General features: G+C 39.4%; 20 protein-coding genes and 1 other RNA gene. 9 read left to right on the top strand and 12 right to left on the bottom strand.

Translation table 11 applies throughout. From position 1 onward, the window contains the following. Positions 1–239: 239 nt before the first annotated feature. The 11 genes from bgtE to infA all read right to left on the bottom strand — a co-directional run bounded on the left by bgtE (position 240) and on the right by infA (position 15687). The gene (gene bgtE / locus M4Z11_RS01245; protein ID WP_249674732.1) at positions 240–1703 is read right to left on the bottom strand and encodes a gene transfer agent protein BgtE; all 1464 of its coding nucleotides are present in this window, start codon (positions 1701–1703) and stop codon (positions 240–242) included. Beyond that, positions 1704–2420, bottom strand: coding sequence for a hypothetical protein (locus M4Z11_RS01240; protein WP_249674722.1), 717 nt, complete (start codon positions 2418–2420; stop codon positions 1704–1706). It lies immediately after the preceding gene. A gap of 66 nt (positions 2421–2486) precedes the next feature. Beyond that, entirely contained in the window at positions 2487–3617 is a 1131-nt protein-coding gene (gene bgtG, locus M4Z11_RS01235; RefSeq protein WP_249674720.1) for a BaGTA-type gene transfer agent major capsid protein, read from the bottom strand. Between the two features lie 133 nt (positions 3618–3750). Continuing rightward, positions 3751–4653 (bottom strand): hypothetical protein, encoded by a 903-nt coding sequence (locus M4Z11_RS01230; protein WP_249674718.1) that lies wholly within the window; start codon positions 4651–4653, stop codon positions 3751–3753. Positions 4654–4938: 285 nt separating this feature from the next. Continuing rightward, positions 4939–6759, bottom strand: a complete 1821-nt coding sequence (gene bgtI / locus M4Z11_RS01225) for a BaGTA-type gene transfer agent portal protein BgtI (protein WP_249674705.1) — start codon at positions 6757–6759, stop codon at positions 4939–4941. Beyond that, on the bottom strand, positions 6759–8087 hold the full coding sequence (locus tag M4Z11_RS01220) for a PBSX family phage terminase large subunit (RefSeq protein ID WP_249674702.1): 1329 nt from the start codon (positions 8085–8087) through the stop codon (positions 6759–6761). The genes bgtI and M4Z11_RS01220 overlap by 1 nt, the downstream gene beginning before the upstream one ends. Before the next feature lie 1506 nt (positions 8088–9593). Further along, a complete protein-coding gene (locus tag M4Z11_RS01215; RefSeq protein ID WP_249674696.1) occupies positions 9594–9929 on the bottom strand; it encodes a hypothetical protein in 336 nt (111 codons plus the stop codon). A 923-nt stretch (positions 9930–10852) separates the two neighbouring features. Next, complete coding sequence (gene clpB / locus M4Z11_RS01210; RefSeq protein WP_249674683.1) at positions 10853–13444, bottom strand: ATP-dependent chaperone ClpB; 2592 nt, start codon at positions 13442–13444, stop codon at positions 10853–10855. Positions 13445–14300: 856 nt separating this feature from the next. Further along, positions 14301–14525: a DNA gyrase inhibitor YacG gene (gene yacG, locus M4Z11_RS01205; RefSeq protein WP_249674679.1), complete on the bottom strand. Its 225-nt coding sequence runs from the start codon at positions 14523–14525 to the stop codon at positions 14301–14303. Between the two features lie 77 nt (positions 14526–14602). Next, positions 14603–15232, bottom strand: coding sequence for a Maf family nucleotide pyrophosphatase (locus M4Z11_RS01200; RefSeq protein WP_249674670.1), 630 nt, complete (start codon positions 15230–15232; stop codon positions 14603–14605). Between the two features lie 236 nt (positions 15233–15468). Beyond that, the gene (gene infA, locus M4Z11_RS01195) at positions 15469–15687 is read right to left on the bottom strand and encodes a translation initiation factor IF-1 (RefSeq protein WP_013545481.1); all 219 of its coding nucleotides are present in this window, start codon (positions 15685–15687) and stop codon (positions 15469–15471) included. 501 nt (positions 15688–16188) lie between these two features. Between infA and purE the strand changes: the two genes are divergently transcribed. From purE to M4Z11_RS01175, 4 genes are all read left to right on the top strand, one after another. Further along, a complete protein-coding gene (gene purE / locus M4Z11_RS01190; protein WP_249674660.1) occupies positions 16189–16698 on the top strand; it encodes a 5-(carboxyamino)imidazole ribonucleotide mutase in 510 nt (169 codons plus the stop codon). 94 nt (positions 16699–16792) lie between these two features. Then, entirely contained in the window at positions 16793–17908 is a 1116-nt protein-coding gene (locus tag M4Z11_RS01185; RefSeq protein WP_249674656.1) for a 5-(carboxyamino)imidazole ribonucleotide synthase, read from the top strand. Between the two features lie 705 nt (positions 17909–18613). Then, a complete protein-coding gene (locus tag M4Z11_RS01180) occupies positions 18614–18883 on the top strand; it encodes an EexN family lipoprotein (RefSeq protein ID WP_249674651.1) in 270 nt (89 codons plus the stop codon). Positions 18884–18971: 88 nt separating this feature from the next. Continuing rightward, positions 18972–19595 carry an EexN family lipoprotein gene (locus tag M4Z11_RS01175; protein WP_249674648.1) on the top strand — a complete coding sequence of 208 codons (624 nt, stop codon included), beginning with the start codon at positions 18972–18974 and terminating at the stop codon, positions 19593–19595. A 401-nt stretch (positions 19596–19996) separates the two neighbouring features. Here M4Z11_RS01175 and M4Z11_RS01170 read toward each other — a convergent pair whose 3' ends face one another. Continuing rightward, the gene (locus M4Z11_RS01170; protein ID WP_249674647.1) at positions 19997–20452 is read right to left on the bottom strand and encodes a HipA N-terminal domain-containing protein; all 456 of its coding nucleotides are present in this window, start codon (positions 20450–20452) and stop codon (positions 19997–19999) included. Between the two features lie 745 nt (positions 20453–21197). Here M4Z11_RS01170 and ykgO point away from each other — a divergent pair. From ykgO to M4Z11_RS01145, 5 genes are all read left to right on the top strand, one after another. Continuing rightward, on the top strand, positions 21198–21323 hold the full coding sequence (ykgO, locus tag M4Z11_RS01165; protein WP_013545486.1) for a type B 50S ribosomal protein L36: 126 nt from the start codon (positions 21198–21200) through the stop codon (positions 21321–21323). Then, a complete protein-coding gene (locus M4Z11_RS01160) occupies positions 21323–22177 on the top strand; it encodes a tetratricopeptide repeat protein (RefSeq protein ID WP_249674646.1) in 855 nt (284 codons plus the stop codon). Before ykgO ends, M4Z11_RS01160 begins: the two co-directional genes overlap by 1 nt. A 60-nt stretch (positions 22178–22237) precedes the next feature. Next, positions 22238–22398: non-coding RNA, 6S RNA (ssrS, locus tag M4Z11_RS01155), on the top strand. Between the two features lie 71 nt (positions 22399–22469). Beyond that, the gene (locus M4Z11_RS01150) at positions 22470–23078 is read left to right on the top strand and encodes a 5-formyltetrahydrofolate cyclo-ligase (protein WP_249674642.1); all 609 of its coding nucleotides are present in this window, start codon (positions 22470–22472) and stop codon (positions 23076–23078) included. A 3-nt stretch (positions 23079–23081) separates the two neighbouring features. After that, a complete protein-coding gene (locus M4Z11_RS01145; RefSeq protein ID WP_249674638.1) occupies positions 23082–23966 on the top strand; it encodes a TIGR00282 family metallophosphoesterase in 885 nt (294 codons plus the stop codon). The last annotated feature ends 116 nt before the right edge of the window (positions 23967–24082 follow it).

Raw genomic sequence — 24082 nt, 5'->3', positions numbered from 1 at the left:
GAATCCTATTATCAGGCTCCATTGCTCTTCTTCACACTTATGATCTTGATAAATGACCCAACTGAATCAACCTCTTGCCCAGCATACTCACCCGCATTAATCTTTATCCTAGGCATTCTCAGAGCACTCTAGTTTTGTGTCTTAGCACACTCCACGCATGAGCTATGCCTTTGGCATACTCAACGCATTGCATTAATCTTATGGTTTGGCATGCTCAACACATCAGGATTAACCTTATGCTAACGCATGCCGGCAGGCTTCAACTCGACATTGAAGCCAGTCACGTGAGACCAATTGATCCCTTCCGGTATCCGAAGCTTAAAACGATAAAACCGCGCTCTAGCACGGGAATGAATTTGTCCCGTATGTGTAGAAGGTTGTCTTTCTGGCAACCAAACAGTTTCTTCCTCAAAGGCTTGACGAAAGCGCATACCAATTGACAAATAAAATGTTTTACTATTCACCTGAGGCATAATATTTCTCACCCTGGTGACCATACCATTTGTCTGCCCCATTTCTTGTGAGGTTATCACACAAGCCATAGGGGATCCAGAAAATGATCCAAGCCTTCCTTCATGATCGAAAGCTCCCAGAATTGGTGTTTCATTTTGCCACACTTTACTATCGAGAGAAAAAGGTAAATCATCGAGACTTTCTGAGACCCTATCAAGCCCTTCTAAGGTATATCCAGCCAAAAAAATGGGCAAAATCATTTTGATATTGACGGTTGCTTTCGTCCACTTTTGCAATCCCCAATCATAGATCAGCAAAATCCGTTCTTGGATCGTTTCATCGGCATCGATAATCCAATAAACACGGTTATACACGCCATCGATTGCGGCACTCAGAGTAGACAATTGATTTTCTGAGATTTTTGCCACCATGGTTCGATCTACTTTTTCGAAGCCGATCGGAGAGATCCGCCCATCGGTAGTGATTTGGTAAAAACCTCCCTCATCGGCAAAGAAAGCCAGATCCCCCCGGCAAACAATTGATTCAGCGTTTTTTGCACCGCGTTTATCGTGTATTTTCTGGAAACTGAAGATGATTTTAGATCCAGGGATAAAAGAGCCAGCATAAATTGCAGAACGCATAAAGATCAATGGATTCGTTGTTTCTGTTGCTCCTTGAACATATCCTCCATCGGGAAAATCTTGATAATCGCAGCTTTTTTTCCCCACGGTCCAGAACTCCGCATTATTCAAGCCAGACCAATGGACACGTCGTGGATGTTCGGATAATTTCATGAGACAAACGAAATCGCCCCAAACGCGGACAATTCCTGCTTGTGGAGGATTCCCACCTAAATCTCTAAAATTTTCATCTTGATTAATATCAATCACTTGAGGCTTATCATTCGCATTAACAGCAATGACATAATCGCCAAACAAAGCAAAAGACCAAGGTGCGTCGACATTAGCAAAATAAGATTTATCTTTATGCGTAATATCTTTCCACTGCAAAGTTGTATTATTGAGCTGATAGATTTTTTTCTCTGTTCCAGCAATAATCGATACACCATTTTTTGTTTTGACAGCGATGGCCCCTAAAATAGCCCCCGGACAAGGCTCTGAAAATGGGCTAAAACTGGGCATTGGAATATAAGATCCATCCGCAGGAAGCACATTGACAAGCTCATCGGTAAAAAGACTATTGATATGAGCAACATCGGGACGATAATCCGCAAGAGGAAAAAAAGCCATTTAAAACCCCGTTGAAAGAATATTGGAGCATCCTTCGCGACGCGATGTTTCGTAACGCAAGAGTTGGAGCTGTTCTTGAAAATCATTAAACGCGATAGCGGCATATTCAGTATCTTTGAGAATATTTTTATAGAGTTCATATTTTGCACGTGCTTTAATCAGATCGAAAGCATAAACAAACCAGGGATTCTCATCTTGCAGAGTGAGAATATCGGAAAAGTGTGCTGATCTCCAAAAAAGGCGAACAGTTTCAACAGTCTCAGGTGTCGGAAAGAGTCCGATCTGTTGATCCAAAAAAGTATAGAATACGGGTGTTCCCTGAACTGAATGATTTTTATATTCTTTTTGGGCTTTTTTCACTGATTTATAAAGAAGGGGTATTGGCCTCGCTTCTTTTTGCTCAAGAACTAAAGACTCAATCACCATTTCTGTCTCAAGAAAAGCGGTATCTTCGTATCCATACCATGTCTTTCCGCTTTGTGTTTTAAAGCGCATTTCCCCCATTTTATTGAAGAAAAAGGGCTCCTGTTCACACAAGCGAAGAGCAGTTAAAATAGAATCTTGAATTTGAACAGAATATTCGCCTGTTGTATCATCGATTTCATCTTGAATCAGCGCCATCATCTGCCCAAATGTTTTGGCATAATCGGAGAATTTTGAAACAAATGAATAAGATTTAGCAGAAGATTTTGTTAAAGAAGATCCAGGAATAGGCATGAGTGCTTCCTTTTATTTTGTTCCCTCCCAAAGATCTAAAAACCGGGAGGGAATTTTATAATTTTTTTAAGAAGATACAGCATATGTTGAAATCACGATGGTTCCGAAATCCTGAGCTCCTTTAGAATCATTTCCCGAACTGAAGCGTGTTTTTTTCATGCCAATAATTGTTTTTGCAGCAACGCCAAATTCACGCTCATAGTCAAAGAGCTCTTCTACCAATTTATAGCGTGTAGCGCCCCGATCTTTACCGAAAGCGATAACAGCACTTTGTGCCCCTAGCAAAACGGCACGACGCACATGAGGAACCATAGCTATAGTCTCAGCATTTTCAGTCGACGCGCCTACACCTTCTGTAACATGCTCTGCTTCTCGTAAAATGACCCCATTATACATGCCCAATGATCCATTATAGATGGGATTTTTCACACGGCTTCCACTATAAACTGCCTTAGTGATATCAAGCCATTGCCCTGGCTCTGTATTGGTTCTTAATTGTGTTACTTGTGTTGGATGAAGATAAAGTACATAAACATTTTCTCCATCGACACGCACAGGTCTAATTTTTGGATTAGCAAGTTTAGCGCGTTCAACAGCTTTATCAATCAACTGAAGAGTAAAGGTATCCGCTGCTTTAAGATCTGAATCTTTTGTTTTGCCATTAGGGCGCAGTATCCGTTTATCGCTTGGTTCAGTTGGTTTATTAAATCCGTAATGCACAGGTCTCAGCGTTATGGTCCGTCCTTCAAAATTGATGCTACTGGCTGTAAACCCACACACATGAAGAAAGAACATCAAGCTCAAACGATCCGCATACCAATCGACAAGAGCATTTTTGGCTTCTGTCCGTAAATTATGTAAAGTTCTCTGTTGATCGATTGTGCCTTCATTTTTAACACGAACAGCATGAGAGAGTTCATTAATGACCAAGCGATCATTAAGGAATTGCAAATCTTCTTCTTTTCCTGCAAGTTCTTCTCCTTCGGTCACTCCTTCACCAAACAATTGGACGCGTAAACCAAAGCTAATAGAATCTCCATGAGCTTTATTGGTTTCATCTTTCAATTGGATAATACTATTGGAATCTCTTCCAATAAGTGGTGCAATAGAAATTGCTTTTGAGACTTCTTGATTAAGTAATTTCGACCATGTGCGTACAGCCAGTGGATTATTAAGTCCGATGCGAGTTACAGCCATTTTTCCCCCCTCACAATTTTTGATATAAAAAAACCGGTATGATACCGGGTGTTTATTTTTCCTATTCTAATGCTCAAAACAGAAAGTTCTTTTTTAGTTTTAGTATCTTATTTGTTTAGTATTTTTCCTCTTTTTAAAGCCCTCCCCCACTCATTAAATGGTTAAAAGCGGCTTTATTTTTTGGATTATCGATCCAAACATTAAATTCCCCCTCAGACATCTTATCAAGAAAATCCAAAGAAATTGGCCCATTGGGGCTCAAACCATTATAAGCTGAAAGGGTACGAGCAGAATTTTGCCTTTCTTGAATATCTTTATCCCCCCATACACTTTCTTGTAAGCTTTTTGCTCCCTTAGTTCCCTCCATCCCCTCAGTCTCTTGTATAGTTTCATCCTGATGATCTTTTATAGTTGCACCTTGATGATTTTGTGGTGTTGTATAGCCAATAGTCTGTGCGATTGTATAAATCACCTCGGCAGGATTTTTATTCTTTTCGCTACAATCTTGCACGATCTTTTTCAATTCATCCCCGATCATGGCATCAATAACTTTCGGATCTGTTAGTTCAGGATAAAGAGAAGCACAAGCAGCCAATTGTTTTGCACGCATTTCATAAACAAAATCAGCAGCTTGATTAAAATCGCTATGTGTTTTTTTGACAGTTTCCACAGACTGATGAAAAAAAGACTGCAACCGCTCTGCTTCTGAAGGCTCCTGCACCTGCGAAACAGTCTGTTGAACCTCCGACGTCTCCTGTTTATTTTGAAGCACCTGTCCAAGCCATTGGAGATAGCCCATAAAGTCTTTTTGTGGATCTGGTGGTGCTTGCATTTGCTCTCCATTCTGAGACTGTGCCCTTTGATCACCTCCACTCTCCTGCTCTAGCGAAACTGTTTCATTTTCATCGTCCTCTTCTGCAAGGACATTGCCTCCTTCTTCTCTCCCAGAGTCCCCTTCCTCACTATCATCTGTCTTTTGCAAAGAATGCTTTTCCCATATGTGCTGTTCTTCTAATGTTAAAGTTTCTTCGTTCATTGTGCTTTCCTTCTTTGCCTAAAACAATAAAACGCCCCTCTCTCATGCAGAGAACGCATACAGTAAAATCTTCCTAAAAACCTACAGAGCAGGCTCGACTTCTCGATCCTCAAATCTCACACTCACCTATCATTTCTTAAAAAGAATATTCCTTCTGAGATCAAAATCTCTTCATCTTCCCTTGGATAAATCCCTTATATCCCAAGCAAGAAGGGCATAACTCTGAACATTCTTCCCTCGTATATATTATGTCCCTCTCTCACACAAAGAACGCATATAATAAAATCACCCCACAAGGTCTTGTAGAACTTGTGCAACTCGTACACCTTCTGCTCCTTCTGGGAGTTGTTGGAGCCCTTGTTGCTCATTGAGCACTTGACTGTTCTGCTGTGCTTTGAGCGCAATTTTATGGATAAGCGACGCAGGTAAAGGTGAATAGTGCAGAAAATCAAGTATAATCTCTGGTGTTGCAAATTGTTGCATAAGCGGCAGCAATTGCATAATCACAGAAAATGTCCGTTCTTTTTCATTCGTGCTTGTTGGCGCATCGTCTACTACAATATCATATTCTAAACTTGTGACCATTTCCCGTGTAAGGGGTACATATTTAGCATTGTCTTCTCCAGCAATACGGATCAAGCGGCCATCAGAAAGATAATTTTGGATAAGATAGAGAATTATTTTCCCCTGTCGTTGTCGATAGCGACGCAACCCATCAAAGAAGGCGGCCAAAAGATTGAGTGAAGATTGCCGGCGTTGTTCTTCGAGTATACCTGGTTGATTGACGGAGCGTGTTCCAATAAATTCAGGAGACAATCCTGTCACCTGAGAAATAGCTCCTTTTGCTTCATTAAAGAGTTGAAAAAAGCCATTTGGAAACTGTGCAACGGGTTTTGGTTGTATTCTTCCAGCGGCTACAGCACCATTTTTTAGCCAGGTAATACTATCGGCCCTTGCCCAGCTTTCTGTGGCTTGTCGATCATCATCGAACGCATCCCGCTCTGCCATGACTCCGCCTTTAGATTGACTGTTGAGCAAGTGCATAACTTGACTAAAATATTTATTAGCCCAACGTTGAGGATCTTTGGTTGGACGGACAATTCCATAAAATTGTCGACTTAATTTATCGAATGTCCCAGTAATACATTCCCATCCCAATTGGTTAGAAGGTACCAATGGTCTATCAGGTGCCTCGAGCAATTTTTTCCCCAAGAAAGCGCGTTTAACAACTTTTTTTGTCATTCTTGTTGCGGGAAATGGTAGAAATTCTCTTTTGATCTGTTGAAAATCCTGTTCAGAATACTCAGTAAACCGGCCTGTTTGAGGATTAAGAACCTTATAGATGACTTCGCGTTCGAACCACCGACATTCAGCCAGTGTGACCATTTTAGGGCTTTGCAGAATGCTCTCACCACCATCGAGACTTTCACTTTGATAATCGTCACCATGGCTATGAACACCCACTCCCGTTTGCTGTTGCACCCAATCTGCATTCAGCTCACTCCAATGCACATTGGGGAACATTTCTTGCGCTACTTCCAGTGGTTTTTCATCGATATACCAAATCCGCTGAGCATCAATAAGATTAGGCTTGACAGCGCTTGTATCCCAAACCATCTTCATAGGATCGAGCCGAGCAATGACGGGTTTTCCCCTAGGATCTTCTTCATAATCGAGCCGAGTATCGGTCCATCCCATCCCACAAATAACAGTATCTTGAAAAGCATCGGAGTCTTCATATTCACCATGAGCCTCATCGCGAAACCATTCTGCCGCTCCAGTGAGGATTTGATTAGCGATAGCGGCACCTTCTTGTCGCGGAATAAATTGAACATGGCGTTTATTGTTGCGTTCGGTTCCGACGACGGCATTAATCAAAGGCGCAACACGATTAAATGTCATGACGGGTCTGTTTTGTTCCTGCAAGACAGCAAGATCTTGTTCATTCCACTGTCGTCCATTGTAAAAATCGTAATCTTCTTGAGCATTTTTTCGCCATTGCTCAACATGAACAATATCCTCTTGATACCACTTAACAAGCTTTTGAAAGAGCGCCTGATGTTCGAGGGTTTCAATTGAATGAAGAGAAGCAGTCTGCATATTCATTAAAAAGCCATCCATGATGTTGTAGAAGAAGAAGAACGCGACCGATAAATATCTCGTTTTTTTTGAGCACTGGGTTGTTCATAGGCCACGCATAACAGTCCAAAGCTATCGGCCCCATGACTTGCCCAATCGTGTTCAGCTCCCAAACCGATATTACGTTGTTCATCGCGTTTTTCGTGATACCAGGCAAGGGCTTTTCGCCCAGCCATTGTTGTTTCTCGATTAAACCATATAGCGGGGAATAATCGTCTTACAGCTTCGATGCGCATTTTGACAGCACCGACACCTTGATTAGGAATAATTTGGGTACGAAAACCAGCCTGTTGGAGTGCACTTTCAAAACTGACATTATAAACACGATCTTTTGTAGCGCCATCATGGGGCAAAACCATCAGTGCCTTTTCATAACCTTTGTGACAGATCCAGCCGATATGCTCTGACAAGGGTTGTCCTTGTGCTTCATAATAATCGAGAACACGAATCTCGCGTCCAACAAATTGAGCTACCCATAGAGCCGTTGCATCAGCTTTAGCGCCCGTTCCACCGATATCCCAAAAGATTTTAACCTGAATCAGAGGATCACGTGGCACTATAGTAATACGCCCTTCTTGTTCTGCTTCAAGCAGCAATCTTTGGTAATAAGCCCCTTGCATTGCCTGCAGATACTCCCCTTCCCAAATATGTTGATATTGTTCAGGTCTTTGTTCTAAATCAGCTGTTCGATCGCGATTAAGTTTTGCAGGAAATTTTGGATTATCACGCCAATTAATTTCAACGCCTTTGATATTAGGATCCTTGGTAAAACGGAATCGTTTTTCAACGGCAGCATTTTCTCGGCAGGGGTTCCATGTCACCCATAACTCGGAATGCCACTCTTTTCCCTCTTCTCTTAGCGTTGGAATCAAGACTTGCCAAGCGGCATCGGTCACAGGTTCTGCCTCATCCACCCAACAGAGCAGAATACGCCCCATAGATTTAACGCTAGCAATATTGCGGTCAAGACCAGCAAAAGCATATACGATACAGCCATCTTTTGATCTAATATATTTATCGCCAATTTCATAATAGTCGCTTAAAAAGGAATAGGATTCGATAGCACGTTTAATTTCTTCGAGAGAACTTTCAGCCAATGAATTTTGGAATTGCCTCGCACAGAGGATAATACCTCGTTCTCCAGCTTTTCCGTGATGATAACCGATCACAGCTGTCATCAAAGCAAAGGAGCGTGTTTTTCCTGATCCCCTTCCTCCCCAAGCAGCACGAACATCAGCTTTTCCGGTAAAAATAGGAATGAGTTTTGGAATCAAGGCAATCTGAGCGGTTGTCATTGTGCACTCTCATTCTTGATAAACCCTTGTTAACCGACAGAAATCTCTCTCATTATGGAACACTCTATGATCCTCTTCAAAGAGTACACTTTTCAAAAAGTGATATCTGCTCTCTGCGAAATCCTTATCCATAAGACTCTTAATCCAAAAATCATAAAACATCATTCATAATAATAGTTACCCTTAAGAGTAAAATTTCATTCCTTAACACAAAGAGTTAAGATCAAATAACATCTTGGACACATCGGAAGTATTTTGACACACTCAATCGTTCCTTACAAAAACAATGATAAACGCAAGCTGAAGAAGCAGATAAAAAATAAAGAACGCAAGCAAATGGAAAGCAAACAGCTGATAAATGACGATTTAAAAATTACCTAAGCCATACCCTAAAATATAAATCACTCACGGTTTTTTAAAAAATTTTGCATTTATGCGTTTCTTATGGATATATTCAAGCATAAAAGACCTGAAACATACACCACCTTCATCAATCACTGAAAAAAAGAATTTCATATATTCTTTAAAAATCAGGGAATAGAGTATGGCTTAGGTAATTTTTAAATCGTCATTTATCAGCTGTTTGCTTTCCATTTGCTTGCGTTCTTTATTTTTTATCTGCTCCTTCAGCTTGCGTTTATCATTGTTTTTGTAAGGAACGATTGAGTGTGTCAAAATACTCCCGATGTGTCCAAGATGTTATTTGATTATTTAGATTTACCGATATTAGAAACCATCGATACAATCTCAACGAAGCTCGATCCTCTTACAAAAAGGATAGATTACACAAAAAAAACAGTGCTAGACCCCCTCCCTGTCTTTACAACTATCAATCCATAAATCCTCTATAGCATGGAAAAAAGCCACTCTTAAGAGGATAATTCCATTGCTCAACACAATCAGGAAGATAAAATTAAAACCTCCATAGTGGTGCTGGCATAATCAGATGCAGTAATCGAAGACGGTATCAATATTAGTGGCAGAAGGAAAAGAAAGGATACCGGCCACAACAACTGAAAGCCAATGAAAAAGTAAGCCAATGGTACAACATTCAATGAAAGACTAAACTAAAAACAACGCAAAAATTACCTAAGCCATTCTCTAAATAGAGAATTCGTTTATGGTCTCTCGAAAAACTCTCTGCGCTCTTTTACTCATTTTGATTAATGCATTCATTCTGTCCAGAGATGAAAATCTTTTTTTAACACATATCCAAAGGATCAAAACACAGAGCATCTCATAGCCATCCTCTAAAGAGAAGAATTTTCATTCACTTCTCCCAAAATTATTAAAAGAGAATGGTTTAGATAATCTTTGCATTATTTTTAGTTTCGTCTTTCATTAAATGTTGAATTCTTCTTCGGCTTTTTCATTAGCTTTTTGCTCTTTTTGTCAAACGTCTCGCTTTTTCTGTTAACATTAATACTTATACCATCTTCGATTACTGCAATTGATTATGCCAAAATATTGTCTTACAGCGTTTTGAATAATCCTTCTCTCATATCTTTATGTCTCATTCTCATGAGAACCTTCATAAAGCTTATCACTCATTATCTCATTAGGAACCATCGGTACAATCTCAACACGCGAAACGACCTTAGTCTTTCCCTCATCTTCTCCTGTCACGTGCAAAGGCAAAACTTTTGCTAACAAAGAAAAGAAAGGAACAGGATTATTGATCGCATGATAACAAAGATAAGAGACCAATCCATCATGACCATACTGATTACCCGCCTGTTCAGCAGCGGTAAGAAGCGCTTTTTTGAAAATCTTTGTTGTCTTATTCACCGTTCCTTTTGGTCGGCCTCTTCCCTTCAAATAGAGAGAATTATCCTGTATCATCAGATAGTCCCTTATTCATATGCAAAACCTTAATCGGTTGAAAAAACGTTTTCATCATAGGCCATCACTTCCTCAATATCCTGGAAGGCAGTGTGGAAAATTGTGTTGCTCTGCAGAAGCTAAGCAGGAAAAAGAGTCATTAAACAGATTTTAGCCTTTTCATAAAGTTCAATATGACAGAAGATGCCAATAGAACAGAGCTTTGTCTTAAGAAAAGCAGACTTGTTTTATGAGGCGAAGATTGTTCTTAAGAGAAGAAAATTTGCCTTGTGCATGAAAAAATTGTTTTTTCTTTAAAGAAGGCCATAGGACAATGGGAGATTTTCTTTCTGTTTTTTAAAATACCTTGGGGCTTCTGCGTGTTGTTCGTTATTGTTTGTAGAAATTTATGGGTCGTGTCGGAACTAAAGCATGGATGATTGAGGCTCTTGCTTCGCATTGAGGAGCAGAGCCATAATTTGAAGAGATCATGCATTAAATTAAATGATGATAGCGAATAACCAAAACGCTTTTTTCAACAAATTTTAAAGTTTTGTATACAAAAAAGGAAACATCCGAAACAGCACAATCTCTTCAAATTATGGCTCTGCTCCTCAACAGAAAAATGAAGCAAGAGCCTCAATCATCCATGCTTTAGTTCCGACACGACCCATAAATCCCTACAAACAATAACGAACAACACGCAGAAGCCTCTTCTTTTCTAAAAAGAATGAAGAAAACCTCCCACTGTCCAATGGAATCCTTTAATCAGCTTAAATTGTCAGAAGAAATTATAAACCCGCAAAAAAACCTCTGCTGATTTCATACAACCAACATGGAACACTTAAATAAACACGAAATTCTGATTATGTCTCTATGATAGCTATTGAGATTCACCTTGTCAAGTTTTATTTGATTTCTCTGTCATTTCCCCTTTCAAGTGTTTATTTTTCATTTTCTGTTTCAGAGGAAAAAATCAATTGTTCTCCTTCTTTTGTAATTGTCACGATTGTGTTGTCATGAATTGTCCCCTTTAAAATGCTTTCCGCGAGGGGATCTTGAATTTCTCTTTGCATCATTCGTTTTAACGGCCGCGCCCCATAGAGGGGATCATAGCCTTTATGGGCAAGCAATGTTCGCGCTTCTGGTGTGATCTGCAAGGTAATTTTGCGTTCACTCAGTAAATTTTGTAAGTGTTGGATTTGAAGATCGACGATTGCTTCGATATCTTTCCGCTGTAATCTTTGAAAGAGAATAATCTCATCGACGCGATTAAGAAATTCTGGTCGGAAAGCAGCTTTTACTACTTGCATCACTTCATCTCTTGCTTGATGTGTTATTTGCCCTTCTGGCAATGCGGTCAAAATTTCAGCGCCGAGATTAGAAGTCATAATGAGAACGGTATTTCGAAAATCGACGGTTCGTCCTTGACTATCTGTCAAGCGCCCTTCATCAAGCACTTGAAGAAGCAGATTAAAAATATCGGGATGCGCTTTTTCAATTTCGTCAAAGAGAATAACCTGGTAGGGTCTTCGTCTGACAGCTTCAGTGAGAAGACCTCCCTCTTCATATCCAATATATCCTGGGGGGGCACCGATCAAGCGTGCTCCAGCATGTTTTTCCATATATTCGGACATATCAATCCGCAACATAGCCTGAGCATCTTGAAACAGAAAAGCAGCGAGTGCTTTTGTGAGTTCAGTTTTTCCCACACCTGTTGGCCCTAAGAACATAAAAGACCCGATAGGACGATGAGGATCTTGCAATCCAGCGCGTGCGCGTCGTACAGCGCGTGCAATAGCATGGACAGCTTCAGCCTGACCTACTACTCGTTTTCCGATTTCGTCTTCCATGCGTAATAATTTTTCTCGTTCACCTTCGAGCATTCGATCGACAGGGATTCCTGTCCATCGTGAAACGATTTGTGCAATATGTTCGGCCGTAACGATTTCTTCGACGAGATTATTTTTTTGGTCATCATTTTCGGCAACATTGAGTTGTTTTTCGAGTTCAGGGATGACACTATAGGCGAGTTCACCAGCGCGTTGAAACTGTCCATTTCGTTGTGCAATAGCCAAAGCATTTCGTGCTTCTTCGAGTTGTCTTTTCAGATCAGCAGCATAACCTAATTTTTGTTTTTCGGCCTGCCAAGCTTGTGTCATTTCTGCTGAGTTTTTTTCCAATGTTTCGAGTTCAGCTTGAACGATTTTCAAGCGTTCTTTTGCTGCGGGATCGACTTCTGTTTTTAAAGCTTCCTGTTCGATTTTCAACTGCATGATACGTCGATCGATTGCATCAAGTTCTTCTGGTTTTGAATCGACCTGCATTCTCAAACGTGCGGCTGCTTCATCGATCAAATCGATTGCTTTATCGGGCAAAAAACGATCTGCAATATAGCGATGAGACAATCGTGCAGCAGCAATCAAAGCACTATCGGCCAAGCGCACTTTGTGATGTTGTTCGTATTTTTCTTTGATTCCGCGCAAGATAGAGATACTGTCCTCTACAGTTGGCTCAGGAACAAAGACAGGTTGAAAACGTCGTGCTAAAGCGGCATCTTTTTCGACGTATTTTCGATATTCATCGAGCGTTGTTGCTCCCACACAATGAAGCTCACCGCGAGCAAGAGCGGGTTTGAGCAAATTGGAAGCATCCATAGGCCCATCCGATTTCCCGGCTCCTACGAGATTATGCAATTCATCAATGAAAAGAATAATTTGTCCATTTTCGGCTTGAATGTCTGTGAGCACAGCTTTCAAACGCTCTTCAAACTCGCCTCGATATTTTGCCCCGGCGATAAGCGCTCCCATATCGAGGGCATAGAGTTGTTTATCCCGCAATGTTTCTGGAACATCACCATTGACAATGCGGAGCGCTAACCCTTCAACAATAGCGGTCTTTCCAACTCCTGGTTCTCCTATTAACACGGGATTATTTTTGGTCCGTCGCGATAAAACTTGAACAGTTCTTCTAATTTCTTCTTCTCGTCCAATGACAGGATCGAGTTTTCCCTCTCGTGCTTCTTTTGTCAAATCACGTGCATATTTTTCCAATGCTTCATATTGGCTTTCAGCATGACGACTTGTTGCCACCTTTCCTTTTCGCATTGTCTTGATGGCTTGATCAAGAGCCTGAGCTGTTACTCCTCCTGTTGCCAAAATATCGGCTGTTTTTGCATTTTTTTCGAGGAGCAAAGCTTGTAGAGCACGCTCTACTGTTACAAATTGATCACCTTCTTTTTGGGCGATTTCTTCTGCTTTTGTAAAAACTTTTGCTAAAGGCTGAGACATATAGAGCTGTCCATTTCCGCCTTGTACTTTTGGCAAAGCATCGAGAGCTTCTTTGAGCTCTTTTTGAATAGCCGGCAAATTGCCTCCTGCCTTTTGGATTAAAGAAACTGCCAACCCTTGACTATCTTCTAAAAGCACTTTCAAGAAATGTTCAGGCATAAATTGTTGATGATCAGAAGAAAGAGCACTGCTTTGCGCTGCTTGTAAAAAACCTTGAAGCCGTTCGCTATATTTTTCCAAATTCATTTTTTTTCTTTCTCTTTGCCGTTACAGACTCCCGTTACAGACTCTTTGTCTTCACGAGCTTACATTTTACCGCTGAGCACTTCTTTTCAAGCGCCTTAACGATCTTCTACACACCCATAAACAATCATTTATTTTAATATAAAGAAATATGGGAACATCCTCTTGCTATAGCAAGAGGAAAACAAAATCTCTTCTGAAAAGAAAATCCTTTTCTCCTTCACAGCTCTCCTCCCATAGCTTCTCTCAACAATCCCCCTCACATTCTTTCCCTTTCCCGCAGAGCCTCCCTCATCACTCTTCTTCCCTACAGCTCACCCTTTCACAGCTCTCCTCCCATAGCTTCTCTCAACAATCCTCCCCACATTCTTTTCCTTTCCTACAGAGCCTCCCTCATACGTGCTCTTACGATTATTTTTCAAGAGCACCATAACACTCGATTAAAGAAAAAATTATACTGGAACATTTCCTTTTCTCTCTTACTGTTTTACTCTGAATATATATCGCGGACATAAGACTTGTTTCACTGACATCCAAGCTTGACATAACAAGCATATAAAAGCGCATTATGTAATAGTTTAAACGTTTTTACCCGATACTCTAAGCCTGATATCAAGCGCGTTTGTACCATTGTTGTTTTAGTACGGATAAAGAAAGAAAATAAAAGAACAGAATACTGACTCATATTTTTGAGAAAATTAATGTAAAGAGCGCTTATATAAAGCATTCACGCTCTGGTAAGAGTATAAGCCATCCGTTAAAAATTCCAAAAGCATTTAATCTTAGCCACAAATATAGTGGGAACACAAGAGTAGCATCAGGGTAGCAGTTTTCCTTTTTGAAATATTCTTATTTTCGTTCACTCTTCCTCATCAGTTTTTTGAGGTGGTGGAGGCAAAATATATGCCCCAGAAAGCCAACGGTTTAGATCGATTGCACGACACCGTGATGAACAAAAAGGATAAGAATCCTGCTGAGACATTTTTCCACATTCTGGACAAGGGCGTGATGGACGCAGATTATTTTTTTGTAATGGCAGTTGATATATTTCTGCTTTTTTTCCGTCTTTTTTGCGCTGTTTCATTGTTTTTCAAGGCGCCTTTTTTCTGCAAATTTTTGTTTTCTTTTGCCTTTACCCATTAAATTTTCGCCCATTTTGTCTTATCCACAACAATTTTTGCTCCAATGATTAAGCAATGGATACTGATAAGCCATTAAGAGATCCATTGTTTCAGCTAAAGGGAGTCCCACGACATTGGAGTAAGACCCCGTTATATTTGTCACGAAAGCCTCTGCTTTTCCTTGAATAGCGTATCCCCCGGCTTTTCCTTCCCATTCTCCAGAAGCCATATAGGCCTCCATCATTATTTTAGTTAACCGTTTAAACCGCACAGAACTTTCAACCAATTTGCTCTTTATTTTTCCACGTTCATTCAAAAGACACACAGCACTATACACCTTATGGGCTCTCCCTGAAAGGAAACGCAAACATTCGTATGCTTCCTCTTCTCCCTCTGCTTTAGGAAAAATGACACGCCCCACTGCCACCACTGTATCTGCGGCTAAAATTAAATATTTTTTTGGATTATTTTTCTGATCTCTTAACCAATTTTCCTGTGCTGCGAGGGCTTTTGTTTTTGCTAAACGCTTTGCCAAATTTGCCGGATGCTCTCTTGATTTTGGCGTTTCATCAATATTGGTTGCATAAACAAATTCCGGATCAATTCCTATTTGTGCAAGAAGCATTAAACGCCGCGGAGAAGCAGAAGCAAGAACCAAATTGATATCCATGATAGAACCCCTTTCACCAATCTTGAGCGCATGCACTTTTGTCCCAACATCCCCGCTTTATTTAAATTTTTACTTTTCACCCCTCTCTATTTTTTATTTTGTGCCTCATCACTTGATTACTTGAAGAATTTCATATTCCTTGATTTAAATTTTTTTACAGAATTTCATTGTGCAGCAAAGTTGGCTAATGTGAGGAATATTGATTGATTTTTGCTACAGAATTTTCCTTTTGATGATTATTTATAACGATATGTAATTCGTCCTTTTGATAAATCATAAGGGGTCATTTCCACCATAATTTTATCACCGACTAAAACACGAATACGATTTTTGCGCATTCTTCCAGCGGTATGAGCAATAATTTCATGATCATTTTCTAATTTTACGCGAAACATTGCGTTTGGTAAAAGTTCTGTAACAATTCCAGAAAACTCCAGCACTTCTTCTTTAGACATAAAGATTGATTTCCTTTTATAGCGTATGTCGTTGATTTTATATAATAAGTTATTGTTGTTTTTCCATATCTTATTTTTTTGATTTTGTGAACAGGGATTTAAGAAAGAAAGAGAGATTTTCTTTATATATTGTTTGTGAGAGCATTTTTATTTTTCTTGTCCTCATTTTCACTTAATTTCATATGATCGCTTTTCATGACAAAATAAAAGCCAGTCCTGAGACAATAACTGTGCTTTAACGTAACTTCTGTTCTTCACTTTTCTTCTTAATAAGACCATTATTCCATGCTTTTTTATTGATGGTCTTCTTTCTCTATCTTTTTTTTCTTAACAATTGAACTCAAAAATTTATTTTCCCTTCTTAAAGGGAATAAAAATCTATTAATTCACTTTGCAAAAAAGCGATAAAACTTTTAAAAGCGATTGAATCGCCCTTTGACAATATACAAAGTGCCCATTGCTAGAGAACTAAGCCTCTTGCAAAATGAAAAAGGAGATTAAATGGCTGAAAAATTGTATGACGTAGCACTTTTGATGGGCAGCCAATCTGATTGGCATACCATGCGCCATAGCTCAGATATTTTAACTCACCTTGGCATTTCTCATCTCACACAGATCATTTCGGCGCATCGCACACCTGAACGACTTTACCAATTTGCAAAAGACGCAAAAGCTTCTGGTTTTAAAGTTTTGATTGCTGGCGCTGGAGGAGCAGCGCATCTTCCTGGGATGTTGGCCTCTCTTACACCTTTACCTGTTTTTGGCGTTCCGATTCACTCTGAAGCTTTATCGGGTCAAGATTCTTTGCTTTCGATAGTACAAATGCCGGCAGGCGTACCGGTTGGCACTTTAGCAATCGGTAAAGCAGGGGCAATTAATGCAGCTCTTTTATCGGCAGCAGTTCTTGCGGTTTACGATGATGTTTTATCCGAACGTTTACAACACTGGCGCGCAGAACAAACAGCCAACGTAGCAATAACTCCAACGATGGCCAATGAAGATATCTTATAATGATAGTGTTTTATCCAAATGTTTTACAGCATTTACAGCAGCAGCATAAAAAAAACACCTCACGTAGCAACAACTCCAATGATGGAAAATAAAGATGTCTTATTCTTTTGAAGACTTATATTCTGACAAAACTATTGGCCTTCTTGGAGGCGGTCAATTAGCGCGAATGTTAGGGCTTGCAGCAGCGGAATTTGGTTTTAAGACAGTTGTTCTGAGTCCTGAGATTGATTGTCCTGCCTCTCAAATTAGCATGGAGCATATTCTTGCTTCGTATGAAGATCAAGCGGCGCTAACGCATCTTCTTTCTGTTTGTAATGTGATAACCTATGAGTTTGAACATCTACCTTTGCAAACAGCAGAGTATATTGAACAAAAAAGTTATCTTTATCCTTCTTCTGAGATTTTGAAAATTTCACAAGATCGCGTCCTTGAGAAAAAATTTTTGAACGATCATGGGATTCGAACGGCTAAATGGTATGCGGTTCATGACCGAAATTCTCTTATTGAGGGTTTATCGGCCTTGGGAGGAAGTGGTCTTTTGAAGACGCGCTGTTTTGGTTATGATGGCAAACATCAAATTGGTCTTCACCATCCGAGTGAAGAAATCATCGATAAAGCTTTAATTGCCCTTGATCATCAACCTCTCATTTTAGAAGAGATTGTCCCCTTTTTGTTTGAAATATCTGTTATATCGGCATCAAATCCTCAAAAAGAGCATGCTTTTTATGATTGCTGTGAAAATCAGCATAAGAGCGGCATTCTTTATAAAACATTTGTGCCTTCACACGCTTCACCATTGCTCCAAAAAACAGCACAAGAGATTAACGCTCAGATTATGGATATTCTTGATTATGTTGGTGTTCTTTGTGTCGAATTTTTTGTTTTAGCCGATGGCAGTCTTTTGGTTAACGAATTAGCACCTCGTGTGCATAATTCGGGTCATTGGACGCAAAAAGCCTGCATTACTTCACAATTTGAACAGCATATCCGTGCTATTTGTGCTCTTCCTTTAGGGGATACCTCGCGCCATAGCAATTGTGAGATGACAAATCTTCTTGGTATGAATTTGAAAGATTACCAAAATTTTTTACAGCAACAATCAACATCCGTCCATTTATATGGCAAAACTCTTGTCGAACCAAAACGCAAAATGGGCCATGTCATTCAATTAACAGGACCAGCAACAAAATCTTCCCAAGCAAAAGAATAAAGTCCAAAGTCCTCAGCAGATTTTCTTAAATAGAGGAAGAAAGCACTTCTTCACCTTCCCTCTCTTCTCCTACAGAAACGCTCTCTTGCTCCAAAGTGCTCTCTTCTGCACTTCCTCACCACAAAACTGCATAATCAATATTGGCTTCATTCCACTCTATTTTTCAAAAAAAATCACTCGGTAGCTCTCATACAAAAATATAAAATCAAACCATTTTCTGACAAAGCAGATATTTTATCCAATGAATACTAAACAGATATCGAAGATTTTATAAAAAATGACTTGTGTCCTTTCTCATTTTTTGTATACCTTAAAACAATCAAACATAAAAAATTTAAAAGGGGAAGTCAGTGACCAAAATACAAATAGGCAAAAAAACATTGGTCCCTTTTCTTTTATGGCTGCGTATTCCATTCAGGATAATACTAAGCATTACAGCTGCTATAAGCTTTCTCGCTCTCGTAACAATACCTCTTACAGTATCAATATTTGAAAGGGCAGTATCAATATTTGAAAGGGATTGGATACAAGAACTTGTATATCTTATGATTTGGGCATTTGTCCTTAGTTTTGGTTCTTTTCTTTTAATTTTCTTTTATAACAGACTCATACGATCTCTGTCTTGAATTCTTCTTATTCTATTCCACTAACAATGCTAACCAAAATCCCATTTGGGGAAAAACATGATATTTAAAGAGGGGAAAAATGAAAAAATTTATTTTGTTCTGTATGGCCACATTATTCATATCTGCCACATTATTCATATCTGGTTGTGAAAAAATCTACAGCGTTGAAGAATTCAAGAAAAACGATAAATTGAGGGAAGAGTGGGAGTTGAAATGCTACCCTTCAGGAATAACCACTCAACCATCTTTGTCATCTAAAAATTGTCAAAATGTACTACAAGCAGAAAATGAAAGATTTTTCGGAACACCACCTGTTTCTACAGATGAAGAAGAGGATTTTAAGAGATAATCTAAAATGCAAGCTAAGGAAAAAAGAGACAATAGCCTCGAAATAACTCCGTGGTCATTAAAGTGTAAAACAAAAAAGGAAATTAATCATGAATAAAATCATTATCACAGCACTCATTCTTTGCGCTGGAATTCTCGTTGCTGGTTGCGAAAAAACCTATAGCGTAGAAGATTTTAAGGAAGATGAGAAATTATTACAAGAATGGATTGCTAAGTGTGGCTCCACAGAGAGTTCTAAGAATTGTCAAAATGCACGATTAGCAGATGATGAGCTTAATACAGAACGTAGAAAAAAAAATGAAGAGGAAGCTGTAACCAAAGAAGAGGAAGCTGTAACCAAAGAAGAGGAAGCTGTAACCAAAGAAGAGGAAGCTGTAACCAAAGAAGAGGAAGCTGCAACCAAAGAAGAGGAAGCTGTAACTAAAGAAGAGGAAGCTGCAACCAAAGAAGAGGAAGCTGCAACTAAAGAAGAGGAAGCTGCAACCAAAGAAGAGGAAGCTGTAACTAAAGAAGAGGAAGCTGCAACTAAAGAAGAGGAAGCTGTAACTAAAGAAGAGGAAGCTGCAACTAAAGAAGAGGAAGCTGTAACCAAAGAAGAGGAAGCTGTAACTAAAGAAGAGGAAGCTGCAACCGAAGCTAGAATAAGAGCTATACTTAAAAAACAACAAGAAAGAGTAGATAATGATTTGGAAAATCAACTAGAGCAGAAATGATCATATTTATAGATATTTGATAAAACGAACACACAATGGCACGAGAAGATCTACAGGTACTCACCGGTATCGATAATGATTTGATAGAACCCATTGTAACAATAATGGATAAAGCTAATGACTAATCTTTCAAAAGCTTTATCCACCTCCATTATCCTTATCTTATACAATCGACAGTGCATTTATTGGTTATAATGTTATCTATGGGCGCTCTTCTTTTCTTTGATCTTTATGGAAATTTATAGCGACAGCAGTTAAACTGGCCATTATTGTTACACTCACGACACAGGCTGCTAACTATAACATTTGGGTCAAAAATATATTTTTCCATGATTTACCTAATGCTATTGCAAATATTATACTAGAAACGACTTTCTATCAAAACATATGGGATAATATAATCAAACATACTTCGGCATATGTTTTTGAAACTGCCGAGAGGCATAAAGGTTTTTGATATCATCAGTTGGCAAATTTGGAACTTGTCGCAAATTTGGAACTTGTCGCAAATTTGGAACTTGTCGCAAATTTGGAACTTGTCCATGTGGATATAAAGCGAGAGTTCCAGCACAATCTCCACCAACAACTTTAAGTAAGGCAAAAGAATTTTGTTCAGAAAGACCTAAGTAAGTTGCTAGACGCTGTCTTACACTTTCATCAGGTAAGAGACCAGAAAAAAAAGCTTTTACTGGTTGACCTTTATAAGCTTCAACACGTGGAGGAAGAGAGACAGAAATACCTTGTAAGTCTTGTTGCAAATAGTCGCTATCGTAGAGAAAAATGAGATCTCCACTGTTTTCTTGATGCAATTGACCGATGCGTTTTGTATGCAAATAAACATCAAGTGTGCGGGTCATAATTTTTCATTTCCAATTTTAATGTCAAGACCTAGCATTGCAAGCACATGTATGGCTTTTCCAATTTGACAAGATTCTTTTTCTAAATCACGGATAAATCGTATACCAAACCCCTAATGTAGCGGCTAATTGCTTTTGCGTTAATCCTTGTTTTTTGCGTGTACTTCTAACAATCAAACCCAATATTTTTATTTTGGTCTTCATCATAATCATCCCGAAAGGGATGATTTTATCATTTTCTGTTTTTATTGCAGTAAAATAAACCCGTACGGGACGTTTTTATTCTGTATCCTCTAAAATCTCGTTTTTTAAGATGGATATAAGACCTCGTTTTTTACAGGTGGAGAAAAGGTCAAACGTTAAAAAAAGCTTTGTATTTTTCTTTTGATGATGAAAAAGATTTTCAAAAAAGAGCGCATGTATTTTCAATTAAGTTAAGTGACCTCTCGCTTTCCCTATTTTTAGGACCTTCTTCTTCTATCAACAATCCTAAAAGACGACTCTTTCGCCGTATAGAGCATACAGATAAAGGAAAGTATACTTGACAAAAAAAGGACTTCCTGTTACAAATTAACAGTCTTCACTTACCCATTATGTTGAGAAGTTTCAGTGTTTTTTACAATAAGGAACATTTTTTACAACAAAGGTGAAGAATATTTTTGTAGTGTCTTATGTCTCAAGAGCATAGTCTTTTTCTCTTAAGAAAAGAATATTTTGCTCAGAGTATATGTAAACGGTGATGATGATGAAAATTAAGAATTCGCTCAAAGCACTCAAAGAACGTCACCGTAATAATCGGTTGGTTCGCCGTAAGGGTCGTATTTATATTTTGAATAAAACGAATCCGCGCTTTAGAGCCCGTCAGGGATAATGGGTTTAAAGGACAGATTTTTAGTTTCTGCTATTTTTGTGTGGACATTGATTTGTTCTGTTCGTTTAAGGTTTTTCATTTTTTTTAAAGATGTTTTTTTCTTTTCAAGATCTTTAAGACGGCAGAGTGTTTTTATTTTATTTTTCAGCAGTCTTTTTTTTCTTTCTCCTAGCTATGGACAAAGCCCCCCTTCTATACCGTTTGAAGAATCACCTTCTCCACAATCTCTTTTGCCTCTAGAGGATCTCATTCCTGATTTTCCTTCGACTCAGCCTGACAGTTCTGCCTCATCGAGCTCTCGCTCAGGTGCAATTCTACTTGACGATTATGCATTACAGCCTCACTCACATCAATCTCTTGCGAGTGACCGCAAAGAGCAAGAGATTGTACGCCTTCTCAAAGAATTGAAACACTGTTCTAATGTTAAAGAAGCGAAAAATCTTAGTCGTCAACTTCAGCGTTTATGGTCAAGCTCGGGCAGTGAAACTATTGACCTTTTAATGACATGGGCAGAACAAAGCATTATAGCATTGGATTATGGTCCTGCTCTTGATAGGATTGATTCTATTATCTCTCTTGATCCGAACTACGCTGAACCTTGGGTAAAACGGGCTTGGATTCATATTCAATTGAGTGATTTTAAGCTTGCGATGTTTGATTTATCCCATGCACTCAAGCTTGAACCTCGGCATTACATAGCCTTTCTTGAGCTTGGCATTATTATGGAAGAGACGGATCGCCCACATCTTGCGATAAAAGCTTATGAAACAGCTCTCTCTTTTTATCCGCAAATGCAGTTTCTTCATCAGCGTCTTGATTTTCTTGTATCCCAACAATTAGATCAAAAAGTTTAAAATCATCATAAATAATTTTTTATCTAGCCGAGAAGTTGAAATTATTCTATAATGCCTGAAGGTGTTCTGCGCTTCTTGACAGGAAATAAAACATTCCTGAGGCCTTATTGATTTCCAAGGGAGCTGTCCCTGAAAGAGCTCGTGGGCTTTTTCACACGGTGCCCACCTAGTAGACTAGGCACTCGGAATCAACCTTTTCCATCGGTTGTTGTGGTTCACCTTTTCGTATTTGTTTATGCTTTGGATATTGTTTGGTCTGATTTATGCACTTATTGCCCCCCCCTGATTAATGATGACACACTCCTCCCAAAGCACCTCTTCCTCTTTATTGGTTCGCAATTCTTTGCGCCAGTGGGGTTTATCACAACGAGACCATTTGTCATTACAGGACCGCCATATTTTTTCGCATCGAGCCTGTTCTCATGCCGCGGATTATCTTGACAAGAACGTGAGTGATTTTTCAGGGATTATTTTTGCTGGTTATTGGCCCATTCGTTCGGAGATTGACCCTCGTCCTTTGTTTGATTTTATCACATCACGAGGGGGGCGCTTAGCTTTACCAGCAGTTTTTGATTATACAACAATGGTTTTTCGTCGTTTTTCGCATGAAAGTGAATTAGAGCGGATGCATTTTGGCATTCTTTGCCCTGGTTCTAAACAGGCTGTTGTTTTACCGCATTTTATTTTTGTTCCTCTTTCTGCTTTTGACCGTCAAGGTCATCGACTTGGATATGGATCAGGTTACTATGACCGGATAGTTGAAAACTTTCGCGCCCAAGGTCATTCTGTACACTTACTTGGTTTTGGTTTTTCGTGCCAAGAAGTTGACTTCATTCCTCCGAGAACAGATGATCTTCTTTTAGAGGGTATTTTTACAGAAAAGGGTTTTCTTGCCCTTTAAATTATGATTAAAACGCTTATGCGCTTTTTATTTTTAGGTGATATTGTTGGGCAAACGGGATGTAGAGTTGTGTCGCAGCTTCTTCCTTGTTTAATTGAACATTGGCACCTTGATTTTGTTGTTGTTAACGGTGAAAATGCCTCCAATGGCTTTGGTATTACGCAGACAGTTTATCAAGATCTTTTAGCAGTGGGTGCTGATGTTGTCACAACGGGCAATCACGCATTTAAATGTAAAGAGGCTTTGAGCTATGCCTCTTATAGTGATCGTTTTTTACGTCCAGCGAATTTTGTTGAAAGCACTCCTGGGAAAGGTTCTGGTATATGGACAGCGAAGAATGGTGCTCGTGTTCTTATTGCGAATGTAATGGGCACTGTTTTTATGCCCTGCACAGTTGATGACCCTTTTCACACTGCTGATAAGATTATCGCTGCGTGTCCTCTGCGTGAACAAGCGGACGCCATTATTTTTGACTTTCATGCGGAAGCGACAAGTGAGAAACAGTGTTTTGGTCACTTTCTTGATGGACGTGTTAGTGTTATTGTCGGCACCCATACACATATCCCGACGGCTGATGCACAAATTTTAGAGGGAGGAAGCGCTTACTTATCAGATGCAGGAATGTGCGGTGATTATAATTCCTCTTTAGGCATGGATAAAGAAGAACCCCTTTACCGTTTTCTTTACAAGAAAAAGTTTAAATTTTATGAGCCTGCAAAAGGACCAGCAACACTTTGTGGTTTAGCAGTTGAGCTTTCTGACCGTACTGGCCTTGCTGAAAAAGTTTCAGCTGTCCGCATTGGCCCTCATTTAAAGCCTGAAACTCCAGATTTTTGGAGCCCTTTGCCCCTTTCGGAGCTTAGCTTCTCGAATCCTTCCCGCTCATAACCACTTCCCTCGGATCCTTCCCGCTCATAACCACTTCCCTCGAAGCCTGCCCGCTCATAACCACTTCCCTCGAAGCCTGCCCGCTCATAACCACTTCCCTCGAAGCCTGCCCGCTC

Source organism: Bartonella bilalgolemi (assembly GCF_023500045.1).
In the GTDB taxonomy this organism is placed as follows: Bacteria; Pseudomonadota; Alphaproteobacteria; order Rhizobiales; family Rhizobiaceae; genus Bartonella; species Bartonella bilalgolemii.
This window is presented reverse-complemented; position numbering and strand designations above follow the sequence as displayed.